The sequence below is a fragment of the Curvibacter sp. APW13 genome, assembly GCF_032337135.1.
Taxonomy (GTDB): domain Bacteria; phylum Pseudomonadota; class Gammaproteobacteria; order Burkholderiales; family Burkholderiaceae_C; genus Allorhodoferax.
Map to the genome: position 1 here is coordinate 1,508,978 of NZ_JAVXZZ010000001.1, position 14,592 is coordinate 1,523,569.

The 14,592-nt window shown below is 59.6% G+C and carries 21 protein-coding genes; 20 read left to right on the top strand and 1 reads right to left on the bottom strand.

Annotation, left to right across the window (positions count from 1 at the left end; genetic code table 11):
- Nucleotides 1-5 precede the first annotated feature (5 nt).
- From RQP54_RS06960 to RQP54_RS07055, 20 genes are all read left to right on the top strand, one after another.
- The gene (locus RQP54_RS06960) at nucleotides 6-1,106 is read left to right on the top strand and encodes a VanZ family protein (RefSeq protein WP_315677446.1); all 1,101 of its coding nucleotides are present in this window, start codon (nucleotides 6-8) and stop codon (nucleotides 1,104-1,106) included.
- Nucleotides 1,107-1,115: 9 nt separating this feature from the next.
- Nucleotides 1,116-1,445: a (2Fe-2S) ferredoxin domain-containing protein gene (locus tag RQP54_RS06965; RefSeq protein WP_315677447.1), complete on the top strand. Its 330-nt coding sequence runs from the start codon at nucleotides 1,116-1,118 to the stop codon at nucleotides 1,443-1,445.
- 68 nt (nucleotides 1,446-1,513) lie between these two features.
- The gene (locus tag RQP54_RS06970; RefSeq protein ID WP_315677448.1) at nucleotides 1,514-2,149 is read left to right on the top strand and encodes an alpha/beta hydrolase; all 636 of its coding nucleotides are present in this window, start codon (nucleotides 1,514-1,516) and stop codon (nucleotides 2,147-2,149) included.
- A 59-nt stretch (nucleotides 2,150-2,208) separates the two neighbouring features.
- Nucleotides 2,209-3,381: a D-alanyl-D-alanine carboxypeptidase family protein gene (locus RQP54_RS06975; RefSeq protein ID WP_315677449.1), complete on the top strand. Its 1,173-nt coding sequence runs from the start codon at nucleotides 2,209-2,211 to the stop codon at nucleotides 3,379-3,381.
- A 178-nt stretch (nucleotides 3,382-3,559) separates the two neighbouring features.
- Nucleotides 3,560-3,937, top strand: coding sequence for a 30S ribosomal protein S12 (gene rpsL / locus RQP54_RS06980; protein WP_315677450.1), 378 nt, complete (start codon nucleotides 3,560-3,562; stop codon nucleotides 3,935-3,937).
- Between the two features lie 147 nt (nucleotides 3,938-4,084).
- The gene (rpsG, locus tag RQP54_RS06985; RefSeq protein ID WP_315677451.1) at nucleotides 4,085-4,558 is read left to right on the top strand and encodes a 30S ribosomal protein S7; all 474 of its coding nucleotides are present in this window, start codon (nucleotides 4,085-4,087) and stop codon (nucleotides 4,556-4,558) included.
- A gap of 141 nt (nucleotides 4,559-4,699) precedes the next feature.
- Nucleotides 4,700-6,802 (top strand): elongation factor G, encoded by a 2,103-nt coding sequence (gene fusA / locus RQP54_RS06990; RefSeq protein WP_315677452.1) that lies wholly within the window; start codon nucleotides 4,700-4,702, stop codon nucleotides 6,800-6,802.
- A gap of 107 nt (nucleotides 6,803-6,909) precedes the next feature.
- Nucleotides 6,910-8,100, top strand: a complete 1,191-nt coding sequence (gene tuf, locus RQP54_RS06995; protein WP_315677453.1) for an elongation factor Tu — start codon at nucleotides 6,910-6,912, stop codon at nucleotides 8,098-8,100.
- Between the two features lie 9 nt (nucleotides 8,101-8,109).
- Entirely contained in the window at nucleotides 8,110-8,424 is a 315-nt protein-coding gene (gene rpsJ / locus RQP54_RS07000; RefSeq protein ID WP_315677454.1) for a 30S ribosomal protein S10, read from the top strand.
- A 190-nt stretch (nucleotides 8,425-8,614) separates the two neighbouring features.
- Nucleotides 8,615-9,286, top strand: a complete 672-nt coding sequence (rplC, locus tag RQP54_RS07005; RefSeq protein ID WP_315677455.1) for a 50S ribosomal protein L3 — start codon at nucleotides 8,615-8,617, stop codon at nucleotides 9,284-9,286.
- Complete coding sequence (rplD, locus tag RQP54_RS07010) at nucleotides 9,286-9,906, top strand: 50S ribosomal protein L4 (protein WP_315677456.1); 621 nt, start codon at nucleotides 9,286-9,288, stop codon at nucleotides 9,904-9,906. Before rplC ends, rplD begins: the two co-directional genes overlap by 1 nt.
- Entirely contained in the window at nucleotides 9,903-10,229 is a 327-nt protein-coding gene (gene rplW / locus RQP54_RS07015) for a 50S ribosomal protein L23 (RefSeq protein WP_315677457.1), read from the top strand. The genes rplD and rplW overlap by 4 nt, the downstream gene beginning before the upstream one ends.
- 2 nt (nucleotides 10,230-10,231) lie before the next feature.
- Nucleotides 10,232-11,056: a 50S ribosomal protein L2 gene (rplB, locus tag RQP54_RS07020; protein ID WP_315677458.1), complete on the top strand. Its 825-nt coding sequence runs from the start codon at nucleotides 10,232-10,234 to the stop codon at nucleotides 11,054-11,056.
- Between the two features lie 13 nt (nucleotides 11,057-11,069).
- Nucleotides 11,070-11,345, top strand: coding sequence for a 30S ribosomal protein S19 (rpsS, locus tag RQP54_RS07025; protein WP_315677459.1), 276 nt, complete (start codon nucleotides 11,070-11,072; stop codon nucleotides 11,343-11,345).
- 9 nt (nucleotides 11,346-11,354) lie between these two features.
- Nucleotides 11,355-11,684 carry a 50S ribosomal protein L22 gene (rplV, locus tag RQP54_RS07030; protein ID WP_315677460.1) on the top strand — a complete coding sequence of 110 codons (330 nt, stop codon included), beginning with the start codon at nucleotides 11,355-11,357 and terminating at the stop codon, nucleotides 11,682-11,684.
- 17 nt (nucleotides 11,685-11,701) lie between these two features.
- On the top strand, nucleotides 11,702-12,583 hold the full coding sequence (gene rpsC, locus RQP54_RS07035) for a 30S ribosomal protein S3 (RefSeq protein ID WP_315677461.1): 882 nt from the start codon (nucleotides 11,702-11,704) through the stop codon (nucleotides 12,581-12,583).
- 2 nt (nucleotides 12,584-12,585) lie between these two features.
- Nucleotides 12,586-13,002 carry a 50S ribosomal protein L16 gene (rplP, locus tag RQP54_RS07040; RefSeq protein ID WP_315677462.1) on the top strand — a complete coding sequence of 139 codons (417 nt, stop codon included), beginning with the start codon at nucleotides 12,586-12,588 and terminating at the stop codon, nucleotides 13,000-13,002.
- A gap of 15 nt (nucleotides 13,003-13,017) precedes the next feature.
- Nucleotides 13,018-13,224 (top strand): 50S ribosomal protein L29, encoded by a 207-nt coding sequence (gene rpmC / locus RQP54_RS07045; RefSeq protein ID WP_315677463.1) that lies wholly within the window; start codon nucleotides 13,018-13,020, stop codon nucleotides 13,222-13,224.
- A gap of 10 nt (nucleotides 13,225-13,234) precedes the next feature.
- Nucleotides 13,235-13,504 carry a 30S ribosomal protein S17 gene (gene rpsQ, locus RQP54_RS07050; RefSeq protein ID WP_315677464.1) on the top strand — a complete coding sequence of 90 codons (270 nt, stop codon included), beginning with the start codon at nucleotides 13,235-13,237 and terminating at the stop codon, nucleotides 13,502-13,504.
- Nucleotides 13,505-13,596: 92 nt separating this feature from the next.
- Nucleotides 13,597-14,097: a peroxiredoxin gene (locus RQP54_RS07055; protein WP_315677465.1), complete on the top strand. Its 501-nt coding sequence runs from the start codon at nucleotides 13,597-13,599 to the stop codon at nucleotides 14,095-14,097.
- A gap of 6 nt (nucleotides 14,098-14,103) precedes the next feature.
- On the opposite strand, the gene RQP54_RS07060 is transcribed toward RQP54_RS07055, so the two are convergent.
- Nucleotides 14,104-14,592 carry a GNAT family N-acetyltransferase gene (locus RQP54_RS07060; protein ID WP_315677466.1) on the bottom strand — a complete coding sequence of 163 codons (489 nt, stop codon included), beginning with the start codon at nucleotides 14,590-14,592 and terminating at the stop codon, nucleotides 14,104-14,106.

Genomic DNA, 14,592 nt, shown 5'->3' on the forward strand with positions numbered 1-14,592 from the left:
TCCCCATGCCGCAGCACAAGAGCACCGCCTGGCCTCTGGCCTGGGTTTTCATCGGGCTCATTGTGTATGCCAGCCTGTTTCCGTTCGGCCCCTGGCGCGATGCCGGCGCGCAGCCGTGGGGCTACTGGCTGGCGCCGGTTCCACGCTACTGGACCGGCTTTGATGTCACGGTCAACGTTCTTGGCTACATGCCGCTGGGGGCCTTGCTGGCAGTCGGCCTGGTCCGCTCCAGCCAGGCGCACCGCGCTGCCTTGTGGCCGACGCTGATCGGCTTCGTGCTCTCTGCCAGCATGGAAGCGCTGCAGACCTACCTGCCTGCACGCGTGCCTTCGCGCGAGGACTGCCTGCTCAACACGGCGGGAGCGGCGCTGGGGACCGCTGTGGTGCTGCTGGGTTTCCGGTTGGGGTTGCTGTCACGCTGGAGCCGGCTGCGCGAGCGCTGGCTGGTGGCGGAGTCGCGGGGCGGCCTGGTGCTGTTGCTGCTGTGGCCGCTGGCCTTGCTGTTTCCCGCGCCGGTGCCCTTTGGGCTGGGGCAGGTCCTGGAGCGGGTGCAGGCCACCGTGGTGGAGTGGCTGGAGGGCTCTTTTGCCCAGGATTGGTGGGAAATCTACGAGCCGGTCAGTGACCCGCTTGGCGCGGGCGCACAGGCCGTTTGTGTGTTCCTCGGTTTGCTGATCGTGTTCCTGCTGGCGTTCACCGTGCTGCGGGAGCTGCGCCATCGGTTGTTGGGCATTGTGGGTTTGGGCCTGGCGGGGGCGCTGGCCACGGCCCTTTCCGCTGCGATGAGTTGGGGGCCCCAGCATGCCTGGAGCTGGCTGGACCTCCCGAGCCAAGTGGGCATGGGGGCGGCGGTTGCCGTGGCCTTGCCCTTGGCTTTTGCGCCCTGGCGGGTGAGTGCCTCGCTGGCGCTGCTGGGACTGGGCGTGCTGCTGGTGGAGCTCAATGATGCGCCCCACAGCCCCTATTTCGCCCAGATGCTGCAAGAGTGGGAGCAGGGGCGCTTCATGCGCTTCAATGGACTTTCCCAGTGGCTGGGTTGGTGCTGGCCTTACGCCTGTGGGGCCTATCTGGTCGTCCGCCTGGGGCAGCGCCAGGTCAAAAACTAGAATCGCGGGATGCCTTCCTACTACCAGCACCACGTTTTCTTCTGTCTGAACGAGCGCAGCAATGGCGAGGCCTGTTGCGCCCAGCACCAGGCCCAGGCGGCTTTCGAGCACTGCAAGGCGCGCGTCAAGCAAGCCGGCCTCAATGGCCCTGGCCAGGTGCGGGTGAACAAGGCGGGGTGCCTAGATCGGTGCGCGGCCGGGCCGGTGGCTGTGGTCTACCCCGAAGGCACCTGGTATAGCTACGTTGACCTCAGCGATATCGATGAAATCGTCGAATCACACCTGAAAAACGGCAAGGTTGTCGAGCGACTGTGTGTGCCACCCGGTGTGGGTCGCTGATCACCGGGTAATTTGGCTGTAGCCCTTGCAATTGTTGTGAATGCAGCTATGAATTTTGTAGCTTATCCATGAATTCCACTAACCAGACTGTTCAGTTGCAAGGTCCCGCGGGTGCCATTGAAGCCCTGGTCGATCGGCCGCAGCCGACCGATGGCCAGCCTGTCCGCGGTGTGGCGGTGGTGGCGCACCCCCATCCGCTGTTTGGCGGCACCATGACCAACAAGGTCGTGCAGACCGTGGCGCGGGCGTGTGTGCTGTCAGGTTGGCAGGCGGTGCGCTTCAACTTCCGTGGCGTCGGGGCGTCGCAGGGAAGCCATGACGGTGGGCGCGGCGAGTTGGATGACATGCTGGCGGTCGTGGAGCAGATGGCGCCGCATGGGCCGCTGGTGCTCGCGGGGTTTTCGTTTGGGGCGTTTGTCACCAGCCATGCGCTGGTGCGACTGGCCGCCCAACGCGAGGTGGCCAAGGTCGTGCTGGTCGGAACGGCAGCGTCGCGTTTCACGGTGGCCCCGATCGCGCCCGAGTTGCATGCGCGCACCTTGGTGGTGCATGGCGAAGTCGATGACACCGTTCCCTTGAGTGCGGTGTTCGATTGGGCGCGCCCCCAGCAGTTGCCGGTCACCGTCCTGCCTGGGGTCGAGCACTTCTTTCATGGACAATTGCCGCTGCTGCGCAATCTGGTGGTGCGGCATCTGGACGCCTGAGTCTGTCGGACCTCCACTGGGAGTGTCCGTTTCCCCTTTCTGAATCGTGTGAGTTGTCGATGAAATCGTTTTTTGCTGCTTTGCTCTTGCTGGTTGGTGTGGCTGTCCATGCCCAGGCTCCGGTGCCCCCGGAAATTGCCGCCCGCTCCTACCTGTTACTCGATGTGACCGCCAACCAGATCCTGGCGGCCAAGGATATCGACAGCCCGGTCGAGCCCGCCTCGCTGACCAAGCTGATGACGGCGTATCTGGTGTTTGACGCCCTCAAGTCGCGCAAGATCGACCTCAAGCAGACCCTGCCGGTCAGTGAGCGGGCCTGGAAAATGCCCGGCTCACGCATGTTCATCGATCCCAAGATGCAGGTGCCGGTCGAAGACCTGATCAAGGGCATGATCGTGCAAAGCGGCAACGATGCCACCATGGCGCTCGCCGAAGGCGTGGGTGGCAGCGCCGAGCGCTTCGTGCAGATGATGAACGAGCAAGCCAAGGTGCTGGGCATGAAATCCACCGGCTACAAGAACCCGGAAGGCCTGACCGAAGCCGGGCACACCACCACGGCGCGCGACCTGAGCATTCTGGCAACCCGCCTGATGACCGACTTTCCCGACTACGTGGGGTACTACGCCATCAAGAAGTACCGGTATCCGGGCACGCCCTCAACCAACGACACCAACCGCAACCTGTTGTTGTTCCGCGATCCTTCCGTCGATGGGCTCAAGACCGGGCACACCGATGCGGCGGGCTACTGTCTGATTGCCACCGCCAAGCGCGAATACGCCAACCTGGCCACGGGTGGTGAAACAGCATCCAAAGGACAGCGCCGCCTGTTGTCGATCGTTCTTGGGGCAGAGAGTGAAAACGCCCGTGCCAATGAATCCCAGAAGCTCCTCAACTGGGGTTTCACGGCCTTCGATGCCGTCAAGTTGTTCGAGCCCGGTGCAGCGGTGACCACCTCGGCCGTGTGGAAGGGCAAGGCGTCCAAAGTCAATCTGGGCAAGTCTCAGTCGCTGGTGGTTGCCATCCCGTCGGGCACGGCCTCACGCATCAAGACCCAGGTGGTGCGCAGTGAACCCTTGGTGGCACCCATCGCGAAGGGCCAAGTACTGGGTTCGCTCAAGGTCTTCGCTGGTGACGTTTTGGTCACTGAAGTTCCGTTGCAGGCGCTCGACGCGGTCGACCAGGCCGGCGTTTTGGGGCGGGCTTGGGACGCCATGCGCATGTGGATACGCTGAGCCACAGCTCCCCTCCATTGCTCAGGGCGACTTTGGTCGCCCTTTTTCATGCCCGAGGATTGACCGAGCCTGCCCCCGCCCTTGCGGGCAAACCCTTACTCTGTTACATTAGAAGGCTTTTCGGAATTTCCGAAGGGATTCACGTTTTCGTAATTTCAAACGTTTAGGGACGTTTTCAATGCCAACTATCAATCAACTTATCCGTCAAGGCCGCGAGGCCGAGACAGTCAAGTCGAAGAGTCCTGCGATGCAGAACTCTCCGCAGCGTCGCGGTGTGTGCACCCGTGTGTACACCACAACGCCCAAGAAGCCGAACTCCGCTCTGCGTAAGGTTGCCAAGGTGCGCCTGACCAACGGTTTCGAAGTCATTTCCTACATCGGCGGTGAAGGCCACAACCTGCAGGAACACAGCGTGGTGCTGGTTCGCGGCGGTCGTGTGAAGGACTTGCCCGGTGTGCGTTACCACATCGTCCGTGGCTCGCTCGACTTGCAAGGCGTCAAAGACCGTAAGCAAGCGCGCTCCAAGTACGGTGCAAAGCGTCCCAAGGCCAAATAAGCCGGTCTGGACAAATAAACGGTGTTTGTTTGCTGCGTGGCGCGGCAGATAAACGAAGTGACCCGGTGTTTGGGTCGAGTAAGTGAGAGTCTTATTGATTAACTCTCGCGGTGCTTAAGGGCACCAGCTGAAGCAAAGAGGTGAAATATGCCACGTCGTCGCGAAGTCCCTAAACGTGAAATCCTGCCGGATCCCAAGTTCGGCAATGTAGAGCTGTCCAAATTCATGAACGTGATCATGGAAGGCGGCAAGAAGGCTGTTGCCGAGCGCATCATTTACGGTGCCCTCGAGCAAATCGAGAAGAAGGTGCAGGGCAAGGATCCCCTGGAAGTCTTCTCTACGGCCATCAACAACGTCAAGCCCCTGGTGGAAGTCAAGTCCCGCCGCGTCGGTGGTGCCAACTACCAGGTGCCCGTCGAAGTGCGTCCGGTCCGTCGTCTGGCGCTGTCCATGCGCTGGATCAAGGAAGCTGCCCGCAAGCGTGGCGAAAAGTCCATGGCCCTGCGTTTGGCCAACGAATTGCTGGAAGCGACCGAAGGTCGTGGCGGTGCCATGAAGAAGCGTGACGAAGTTCACCGCATGGCCGAAGCCAACAAGGCGTTCTCCCACTTCCGTTTCTAAGGCGGAACCTGCGACTTTCAGGTGTCGTCGGGCGTTCTGTCGGAGTGTTCCGGCGGTGCCCTGCAGCGTTGAAGGTCGCACGCCACGGACCCTATCCGGGTCCGTGGCGTCTTCTGAATCTGATCAACCAAGGATCTCAAAATGGCCCGTACGACTCCCATTGAGCGCTACCGCAACATCGGTATTTCCGCGCACATCGATGCTGGTAAGACCACCACCACCGAGCGTATTCTTTTTTACACCGGCGTGAACCACAAGATTGGTGAAGTGCACGACGGCGCTGCCACCATGGACTGGATGGAGCAAGAGCAAGAGCGCGGCATCACCATCACTTCCGCTGCGACCACCTGCTTCTGGAAGGGCATGGACCTGTCCTACCCCGAGCACCGCTTCAACATCATCGACACTCCTGGACACGTGGATTTCACGATCGAGGTGGAGCGTTCCATGCGCGTGCTCGACGGCGCCTGCATGGTGTATTGCGCCGTGGGTGGTGTGCAGCCCCAGTCTGAAACTGTGTGGCGCCAAGCCAACAAGTACAAGGTGCCTCGCTTGGCCTTTGTGAACAAGATGGACCGTACCGGTGCCAACTTCTTCAAGGTCGTGGACCAGATGAAGCTGCGCCTGAAGGCCAGCCCCGTGCCGATCGTCATCCCGATCGGTGCCGAAGAAGGTTTTAAGGGCGTGGTCGATCTGATCAAGATGAAGGCCATCATCTGGGATGAGGCCTCCCAAGGCATGAAGTTCACCTTCGAAGACATCCCAGCTGAATTGCTCGAAACCGCCAAGAAGTGGCGCGAAGGCATGGTTGAGGCTGCTGCCGAAGCCAGCGAAGAACTGATGAACAAGTACCTGGAAGAGGGTGACTTGACCGAAGCCGAGATCAAGTTCGGCATCCGTACCCGCACCATCGCTACCGAGATCCAGCCCATGCTGTGCGGTACCGCGTTCAAGAACAAGGGCGTACAGCGCATGCTCGACGCCGTGATCGACTTCCTGCCCTCTCCGGTGGACATTCCCCCGGTGTCGGGTACCGACGAAGACGAGCAGCCCGCCAACCGCAAGGCTGACGACAGCGAAAAGTTCTCCGCCCTGGCGTTCAAGCTGATGACCGACCCCTTCGTCGGTCAACTGACCTTCGTGCGCGTGTACTCCGGCGTTCTGTCCAAGGGTGACACCGTGTACAACTCGGTGCGCGGAAAGAAAGAGCGTATCGGCCGTATCGTGCAGATGCACGCCAACAACCGCCAGGAAGTGGAAGAAATCCGCGCCGGCGACATTGCCGCCTGCGTGGGTCTGAAGGACGTGACCACCGGTGAAACCCTGTGTGATCCCTCTGCTGTGATCACCCTGGAGCGCATGGTGTTCCCTGAGCCTGTGATTCGCCAGGCCGTGGAGCCCAAGTCCAAGGCCGACCAGGAAAAGATGGGCATCGCTCTGGGTCGCCTGGCTGCAGAAGATCCATCCTTCCGCGTGCAGACCGACGAAGAATCCGGCCAGACCATCATTGGTGGTATGGGCGAGTTGCACCTCGAAATCATCGTGGACCGCATGAAGCGCGAATTCGGCGTGGAAGCCAACGTTGGCAAGCCCCAGGTGGCCTACCGCGAAACCATCCGCAAAGGTGTGGCCGATGTCGAAGGCAAGTTCGTGCGTCAGTCGGGCGGTAAGGGTCAGTACGGTCACGTCGTGTTCCGCGTCGAACCCAATGAAGCAGGCAAGGGCTTCGAGTTCCTCGACGAGATCAAGGGTGGTGTGGTTCCCCGTGAATTCATTCCTGCCGTTGAAAAGGGCGTCATCGAAGCGCTGAACTCCGGTGTACTGGCGGGCTACCCCGTGGTGGATGTGAAGGTTGCGCTGACTTTCGGTTCCTACCACGACGTGGACTCGAACGAAAACGCGTTCAAGATGGCCGCCATCTTCGGTTTCAAGGAAGCCTGCAAGAAGGCCAACCCCGTCATCCTCGAGCCGATGATGGCCGTGGAAGTCGAAACGCCTGAAGACTACGCCGGTAACGTGATGGGTGACCTGTCTTCCCGTCGTGGCATGGTGCAGGGCATGGACGACATGGTCGGTGGCGGCAAGGCCATCAAGGCCGAAGTTCCCCTGTCCGAAATGTTCGGCTACTCGACCACTCTGCGCTCGATGTCGCAAGGCCGCGCAACGTACACCATGGAGTTCAAGCACTACGCCGAAGCTCCGAAGAACGTTGCCGAAGCCATCATGGCTGCCCGCGCAAAATAATTTGCAAGTGTCTGCGACGGTGTGCCGCCCTGTTTTCCGTGCGGGGCGATCCAGCAACACCGTGCAGACGTAAAACCACTACACGGATTTGTTCTTTGGAGAAATAAATGGCAAAAGAGAAATTCACGCGTACCAAGCCCCACGTGAACGTGGGCACCATTGGCCACGTGGACCATGGCAAGACCACCCTGACAGCAGCCATCACCACCGTGCTGGCAGCCAAGTTCGGCGGTCAGGCCAAAGCCTACGACCAGATCGACGCTGCTCCTGAAGAGAAGGCTCGCGGTATCACCATCAACACCGCCCACGTCGAATACGAAACCGCCAACCGCCACTACGCCCACGTGGACTGCCCCGGACATGCTGACTATGTGAAGAACATGATCACCGGTGCTGCCCAGATGGACGGCGCCATCCTGGTCTGCTCCGCTGCTGACGGCCCCATGCCCCAGACCCGTGAGCACATCCTGCTGGCTCGCCAGGTGGGTGTTCCCTACATCATCGTGTTCCTGAACAAGTGCGACATGGTCGACGACAAGGAATTGCTCGAACTGGTGGAAATGGAAGTTCGCGAACTCCTGTCCAAGTACGACTTCCCCGGTGATGACACCCCCATCATTCACGGCTCTGCCAAGCTCGCCATGGAAGGCGACAAGGGTGACCTGGGTGAAGGCGCCATCATGAAGCTGGCTGACGCCCTGGACAGCTACATCCCCACCCCTGAGCGTGCCGTGGACGGCGCCTTCCTGATGCCCGTGGAAGACGTGTTCTCCATCTCTGGTCGTGGTACCGTGGTGACCGGTCGCGTCGAGCGCGGCATCATCAAGGTCGGCGAAGAAATCGAAATCGTCGGCATCAAGGACACCCAGAAGACCACCTGCACCGGCGTGGAAATGTTCCGCAAGTTGCTCGACCAAGGTCAAGCTGGCGACAACGTCGGTATCCTGCTGCGCGGCACCAAGCGTGAAGACGTCGAGCGCGGCCAGGTGCTGTGCAAGCCCGCTTCCATCAAGCCCCACACCCACTTCACGGGTGAGGTGTACGTCCTGTCCAAGGACGAAGGCGGTCGCCACACTCCTTTCTTCAACAACTACCGCCCCCAGTTCTACTTCCGTACCACGGACGTGACTGGCGCGATCGAGTTGCCCGAAGGCAAGGAAATGGTGATGCCTGGTGACAACGTCTCCATCACCGTCAAGCTGATCGCTCCGATCGCCATGGAAGAAGGCCTGCGCTTCGCTATCCGCGAAGGTGGTCGTACCGTCGGCGCCGGCGTCGTGGCAAAAATCATCGCTTAAGGACGCACCATGGCCGCCAAGCAAAAAATCCGCATCCGCCTGAAGGCGTTTGACTACAAGCTGATCGACCAGTCTGCTGCTGAGATCGTGGATACCGCCAAGCGCACCGGCGCCATCGTCAAGGGCCCCGTGCCCCTGCCGACACGCATGAAGCGTTTCGACATCCTGCGTTCGCCGCACGTCAACAAGACCAGCCGTGACCAGTTCGAAATTCGCACCCACCAGCGCCTGATGGACATCGTGGATCCCACCGACAAGACCGTTGACGCTTTGATGAAGCTCGACCTGGCTGCCGGCGTGGACGTCGAAATCAAACTGCAGTAATGCGGTTGACGCGTGACGCTCCGGTCTAGGGGTGTCACGCAAATCCTCCCGCCCGGACACCCCTTGCGCAAGCCAGGGGTTTTCGCTATACTGGCGGGCTTCGCCGCAAGGTGGAGTTTTATTAACAGTACCCCGCATCCAAACGGCGCAACCAATTGAAGCTGCGCTGGCGGGGATTACGGAGAAAACAATGAGTCTTAGCAATCACTTAGGGTTGCTGGGTCGCAAGGTTGGCATGATGCGTCTGTTCACGGACGACGGGGATGCAGTTCCCGTTACCGTGGTCGACGTGTCCAACAACCGCGTGACACAGGTCAAAACCCAAGAGAACGACGGCTACGTTGCCCTGCAGGTGACGTTCGGTTCGCGCAAAGCATCGCGTGTGACCAAGCCCGAGGCAGGTCACCTGGCCAAGGCTGGCGTTGAAGCTGGCGAAATCGTTCAAGAATTCCGCGTTACCGCTGATACCGCTGCCCAGTACCCCGCAGGCGCTTCCGTGCCCGTGGCTGCTGTGTTTGCCGCTGGCCAAAAGGTTGACGTGCAAGGCACTTCCATCGGTAAGGGCTATGCCGGCACCATCAAGCGCCACAACATGGCTTCCCAGCGTGCGTCGCACGGTAACAGCCGTTCGCACAATGTTCCTGGCTCCATTGGTATGGCGCAGGATCCTGGTCGCGTGTTCCCTGGTAAGCGCATGACCGGTCACATGGGTGTGGATCTGGTGACTACCCAGAACCTCGATGTGTTCCGTGTTGACGAGGCGCGCCAATTGCTGCTGATCAAGGGTGCTATCCCTGGTTCTGCTGGTGGCTTTGTAACCATTCGTCCGGCCATCAAGGCCAAAGCTAAAGGAGCGAACTAATGCAGATCGAGCTCCTGAATGACCAAGGTCAGGCTACTTCCAAGTACGAAGCGCCTGAGACCGTGTTTGGTCGTGAATACAACGAAGACCTCATTCATCAGATCGTTGTCGCATACCAGGCCAATGCGCGCCAAGGTACCCGCGCTCAAAAGGATCGTGAACAGGTCAAGCACTCCACCAAGAAGCCTTTCAAGCAAAAGGGTACCGGTCGCGCTCGCGCTGGTATGACTTCTTCCCCGCTGTGGCGCGGAGGCGGTCGCATATTCCCCAATATGCCCAACGAAAACTTCACCCAGAAGATCAACAAGAAGATGTACCGCGCCGGTATGGCTTCGATCCTGTCCCAGTTGGTCCGTGAAGGCCGTCTGGCAGTGGTTGAATCTCTGAAGGTGGAAACCCCCAAGACCAAGGCTCTCGCCGCCAAATTCAAGGCCATGAACCTGGACAACGTACTGGTAATTGCCGACGAAGTCGACGAGAACCTGTACCTGGCCTCGCGTAACCTGGTTAACGTCCTGGTGGTCGAGCCCCGCTACGCTGATCCGCTGTCGCTGGTGCACTACCGCAAGGTGCTGGTCACCAAGGCTGCCATGGACCAACTCAAGGAGATGTTCGCATGAGCCGCGCAGATCAACGTACCAATTTTGACGAAGGTCGTCTGATGCAGGTGCTGGTCGCTCCCATCGTGTCCGAAAAGGCCACCATGGTTGCCGAGAAAAGCAATGCCGTGACTTTCAAGGTGCTGCAAGACGCTACCAAGTTTGAGATCAAGGCCGCTGTGGAATTGATGTTCAAGGTAGAAGTCCAAGGCGTGTCCGTGGTCAACACCAAAGGCAAAACCAAGCGTTTCGGCAAGTCCGTCGGTCGTCGCGACAATGTTCGCAAGGCCTACGTGACCCTGAAGCCGGGTCAAGAGCTGAACCTGAGCGGGGAGGCTGCGTAATCATGGCTGTTATCAAGATGAAACCAACCTCGCCGGGCCGTCGTGGCGTGGTGAAGGTTACCCGTGACCACCTGCACAAGGGTGAAGCGTACGCTCCCCTGCTGGAACCCCAGTTCCAGAAGGCTGGTCGCAACAACAATGGTCACATCACGACCCGTCACAAGGGTGGTGGTCACAAGCATCACTACCGCGTGGTGGACTTCAAGCGCACCAAGGATGGCATCCCCGCCAAGGTTGAGCGCATCGAATACGACCCGAACCGTTCTGCGCACATCGCTCTGGTGTGCTATGCCGACGGCGAGCGTGCGTACATCATCGCTCCCCGTGGTCTGGAAGTCGGCGCCTCCATCATGAGCGGCTCCGAGGCCCCCATCCGCGTTGGCAACACCCTGCCTATCCGCAACATCCCCGTGGGTTCCATCATCCATTGCGTGGAACTGCAGGTTGGCGCTGGTGCTCAGCTGATCCGTACGGCTGGTGCTTCCGCTACGCTGCTGGCTCGTGAAGGCACATACGCCCAGGTGCGCATGCGTTCTGGCGAAGTCCGCAAGATCCATATCGATTGCCGCGCTACATTGGGACAAGTTGCCAATGAAGAGCACAGCCTGCGCCAGTTGGGCAAGGCCGGTGTGAAGCGCTGGATGGGTATTCGCCCGACCGTTCGCGGTGTGGTGATGAACCCGATCGACCACCCCCACGGCGGTGGTGAAGGCAAGACCGGTGAAGGTCGTCATCCTGTGGACCCATGGGGTAATCTGACCAAGGGCTACCGTACCCGTAACAACAAGCGCACGCAGGTCATGATCGTGTCGCGTCGCAAGAAGTAAGGGGTAAGGAACAATGACTCGTTCTCTGAAGAAGGGTCCCTTTGTGGACCACCACCTCGTCGCCAAAGTCGAAAAGGCTGTGGCTGGCAAGGACAAGAAGCCGATCAAGACCTGGTCGCGTCGCTCCATGGTTCTGCCCGAGTTCATCGGTCTGACCATTGCCGTGCACAACGGTAAGCAGCACGTTCCGGTCTATGTCACCGACCAGATGGTGGGCCACAAGTTGGGTGAGTTCGCTCTGACCCGTACTTTCAAGGGTCACCCGGCGGACAAGAAAGCCAAGAAATAAGGAATGACCATGGAAACACGTGCAACCCTCCGTGGCGTACGCCTGTCTGTGGACAAGGGCCGTTTGGTGGCTGACTTGATCCGCGGCAAAAAAGTGGACCAGGCCCTCAACATCCTGACTTTCACGCAGAAAAAAGCTGCCGTGATCGTCAAGAAGGTGTTGGAGTCTGCGATTGCCAATGCCGAACACAACGACGGTGCCGACATCGACGAACTGAAGGTCAAGACCATCTATGTCGAGCAAGGTACCTCGCTGCGCCGCTTCACCGCGCGCGCCAAAGGCCGTGGCAACCAAATTCGCAAGCCCACCTGTCACATCTACGTGACCGTTGGTAACTGAGAGAGGCCAGGAAAGATATGGGACAAAAAATCCATCCAACCGGTTTTCGCCTGAGCGTTAGCCGTAACTGGTCTTCGCGTTGGTATGCGACCAACCGTGACTTCGCCGGCATGCTGGCCGAAGACATCAAGGTTCGCGAGTACCTGAAAGAGAAGCTCAAGAACGCTTCTGTGGCCCGCATCCTGATCGAGCGTCCTGCCAAGAACGCCCGTATCACCATCTTTTCGGCACGTCCTGGCGTCGTGATCGGCAAGAAGGGTGAGGACATCGAAAACCTCAAGCGCGACCTCGGCAAGCAATTGGGCGTGCCGGTGGCAGTCAACATCGAAGAAGTGCGCAAGCCTGAACTCGATGCCAAGCTGATCGCCGACAGCATAACCCAGCAGCTCGAAAAGCGCATCATGTTCCGTCGTGCCATGAAGCGTGCAATGCAGAACGCCATGCGTATGGGCGCCCTGGGCATCAAGATCATGTCCTCCGGTCGTCTGAACGGTATCGAAATCGCCCGTACCGAGTGGTACCGCGAAGGTCGTGTGCCTCTGCACACCCTGCGCGCCGACATCGACTACGGCACTTCCGAAGCCAAGACCACCTACGGCATCATCGGCGTGAAGGTCTGGGTCTACAAGGGTGATACCTTGGGCCGCAACGACCTGCCCGCCGCCGTGGAGCCCCGCGCTGAAGAAGAGCGTCGCCCCCGTGGTCCTCGTCGCGAAGGTCGCCCCGCTGGTGACCGTCCCGCCGGCCGTGGCGGTCGTCGCCCTGCTGGCAGCAATGCTGCGCCCGCCGATGGCAGTGACAAGCCCGCTGAAGCCTCTGGTGCTGAAGCCAAACCCGCCGTTAAGCGCGTTCGTTCAGTCGCCGCGCCAGCTGCAGCAGCTGACGGCAAAGGAGAATAACTATGTTGCAACCTGCTCGCCGCAAATACCGCAAAGAGCATAAGGGCCGCAATACCGGTTTGGCTACCCGTGGCAACACGGTCGCCTTCGGTGACTTCGGCCTGAAGTGTACGGATCGTGGTCGTCTGACTGCGCGCCAGATCGAGTCGGCACGTCGTGCCATTTCCCGTCACGTCAAGCGTGGCGGCCGTATCTGGATCCGCGTGTTCCCCGACAAGCCGATCTCCAAGAAGCCTGCTGAAGTGCGTATGGGTAACGGTAAAGGTAACCCTGAGTACTACGTCGCAGAAATTCAGCCCGGCAAGGTCGTGTTCGAGATCGTCGGCGTGCCCGAGCAACTGGCCCGTGAAGCTTTCAAGCTCGCGGCTGCCAAGCTGCCCCTGGCCACGACCTTCGTGTCCCGATTGATTGGCCAGTAATCAGGAGAATAAGCAATGAAAACTACTGAACTGCGCCAAAAAGACGTCGCCGGTCTGCAAGCTGAAGTCAAGGCCCTCCAAAAGGCTGCCTTCGGTCTGCGCATGCAAAAGGCTACGCAACAACTTAACAACACCGCTTCGCTGCGCAATGCGCGCCGCGATATTGCCCGCGCCAAGACCATCTTGGCCGAGAAGCAAAGCGCTGAAAAGTCCGGCAAATAAGGAGCGATAAATGACGGAAGCTAAAAAATCCCTCAAGCGCACCTTGATTGGCAAGGTGGTCAGCGACAAGCGAGCAAAGACCGTGACGGTGTTGATCGAGCGCCGCGTCAAGCACGCGCTCTATGACAAGATCGTTGTCAAGTCCAGCAAGTACCACGCCCACGACGAAAAGGGTGAGTACAAGATGGGTGACATCATCGAGATCACCGAGAGCCGTCCTCTGTCCAAGACCAAGAACTGGGTTGCTACCCGCTTGGTGGAAAAGGCTGCTGCAGTCTAAGCCTATCGGCAGGTGCACAAGCACCAACCTATGGAACGGCCCACAATGTGGGCCGTTTTGCTTTTTATGCCCATCCTAGGAAAGACACCACCATGATCCAAGTCGGTCAAACACTCCCCGCAGCCACGCTGATGGAATTCAATGAAGTCGAGGGCAACGGTTGCGCCCTGGGCCCGAACCCGGTCGATGTGCAGGCTGCCTGTGCCGGAAAGACCATCGCGCTGTTCGCATTGCCTGGCGCATTCACCCCGACCTGCTCTGCACAACACGTCCCAGGTTATGTAGCGTTGAGCGATCAGTTGCGTGCCAAGGGTGTGGACGAAATCTGGTGTGTCAGCGTGAACGATGCGTTTGTCATGGGTGCTTGGGCGCGTGACCAAAAAACGGCCGGAAAAGTGCGCATGCTCGGCGATGGCAGTGCTGCATTCACGCAGGCTACCGGTCTGACTTTGGACTTGACGTCCCGTGGAATGGGCTTGCGCAGTAACCGCTATTCCATGCTGGTAAAGGATGGCGTGGTGCAGTCACTCAACATCGAAGCCCCAGGCAAATTCGAAGTCAGCGACGCAGCCACGATGCTTTCTCAGCTCTGATCTAGCCTAGAGGTCTGCTTTCAAGTAGTGCGCGCCCGCGATCGGGTTGTAGTAGTACGGAGGTATCTCTTCAAATCCGAGATCCTCGTACAGGGCGCGCGCTGCTTCCATGTCACTGAGGGTGTCCAGCAGGATGTGGTCGTAACCCAGCAAGCGCGCCTGGTCGACAATGCTCTCGGCCAACAGTCGGCCCACCCCAGTGCCACGGTACCCAGGCCGGACGTAGAGGCGCTTCATTTCACAGGCATTGGCGTAATCACTGCTGTCCAGCGGGCGCAAGGCACAGCATCCGGCACCATCGCCGTGCACTTTGGCAAGCACCAGAGCTCCTCGGGGGGGAGCGTAGTGCCCAGGCAATCCGTCGAGCTCTTCAGCAAAGCGCTGGAAGCACAGATCGACGTCCAGCGAAGCCGCATATTCGACGAAAAGCGAGCGTACATCTGCAACGTCGCGCGCCGCAGTTCCATCCACCCATACCAGGTCGAAACGATGCAT

Bases quoted from the DNA above. Each gene is read 5' to 3' on its own strand.
- RQP54_RS06960 (WP_315677446.1), top strand. From the start codon at position 6: ATGCCGCAGCACAAGAGCACCGCCTGGCCTCTGGCCTGGGTTTTCATC.
- RQP54_RS06965 (WP_315677447.1), top strand. From the start codon at position 1,116: ATGCCTTCCTACTACCAGCACCACGTTTTCTTCTGTCTGAACGAGCGC.
- RQP54_RS06970 (WP_315677448.1), top strand. From the start codon at position 1,514: ATGAATTCCACTAACCAGACTGTTCAGTTGCAAGGTCCCGCGGGTGCC.
- RQP54_RS06975 (WP_315677449.1), top strand. From the start codon at position 2,209: ATGAAATCGTTTTTTGCTGCTTTGCTCTTGCTGGTTGGTGTGGCTGTC.
- rpsL (WP_315677450.1), top strand. From the start codon at position 3,560: ATGCCAACTATCAATCAACTTATCCGTCAAGGCCGCGAGGCCGAGACA.
- rpsG (WP_315677451.1), top strand. From the start codon at position 4,085: ATGCCACGTCGTCGCGAAGTCCCTAAACGTGAAATCCTGCCGGATCCC.
- fusA (WP_315677452.1), top strand. From the start codon at position 4,700: ATGGCCCGTACGACTCCCATTGAGCGCTACCGCAACATCGGTATTTCC.
- tuf (WP_315677453.1), top strand. From the start codon at position 6,910: ATGGCAAAAGAGAAATTCACGCGTACCAAGCCCCACGTGAACGTGGGC.
- rpsJ (WP_315677454.1), top strand. From the start codon at position 8,110: ATGGCCGCCAAGCAAAAAATCCGCATCCGCCTGAAGGCGTTTGACTAC.
- rplC (WP_315677455.1), top strand. From the start codon at position 8,615: ATGAGTCTTAGCAATCACTTAGGGTTGCTGGGTCGCAAGGTTGGCATG.
- rplD (WP_315677456.1), top strand. From the start codon at position 9,286: ATGCAGATCGAGCTCCTGAATGACCAAGGTCAGGCTACTTCCAAGTAC.
- rplW (WP_315677457.1), top strand. From the start codon at position 9,903: ATGAGCCGCGCAGATCAACGTACCAATTTTGACGAAGGTCGTCTGATG.
- rplB (WP_315677458.1), top strand. From the start codon at position 10,232: ATGGCTGTTATCAAGATGAAACCAACCTCGCCGGGCCGTCGTGGCGTG.
- rpsS (WP_315677459.1), top strand. From the start codon at position 11,070: ATGACTCGTTCTCTGAAGAAGGGTCCCTTTGTGGACCACCACCTCGTC.
- rplV (WP_315677460.1), top strand. From the start codon at position 11,355: ATGGAAACACGTGCAACCCTCCGTGGCGTACGCCTGTCTGTGGACAAG.
- rpsC (WP_315677461.1), top strand. From the start codon at position 11,702: ATGGGACAAAAAATCCATCCAACCGGTTTTCGCCTGAGCGTTAGCCGT.
- rplP (WP_315677462.1), top strand. From the start codon at position 12,586: ATGTTGCAACCTGCTCGCCGCAAATACCGCAAAGAGCATAAGGGCCGC.
- rpmC (WP_315677463.1), top strand. From the start codon at position 13,018: ATGAAAACTACTGAACTGCGCCAAAAAGACGTCGCCGGTCTGCAAGCT.
- rpsQ (WP_315677464.1), top strand. From the start codon at position 13,235: ATGACGGAAGCTAAAAAATCCCTCAAGCGCACCTTGATTGGCAAGGTG.
- RQP54_RS07055 (WP_315677465.1), top strand. From the start codon at position 13,597: ATGATCCAAGTCGGTCAAACACTCCCCGCAGCCACGCTGATGGAATTC.
- RQP54_RS07060 (WP_315677466.1), bottom strand. From the start codon at position 14,592: ATGCATCGTTTCGACCTGGTATGGGTGGATGGAACTGCGGCGCGCGAC.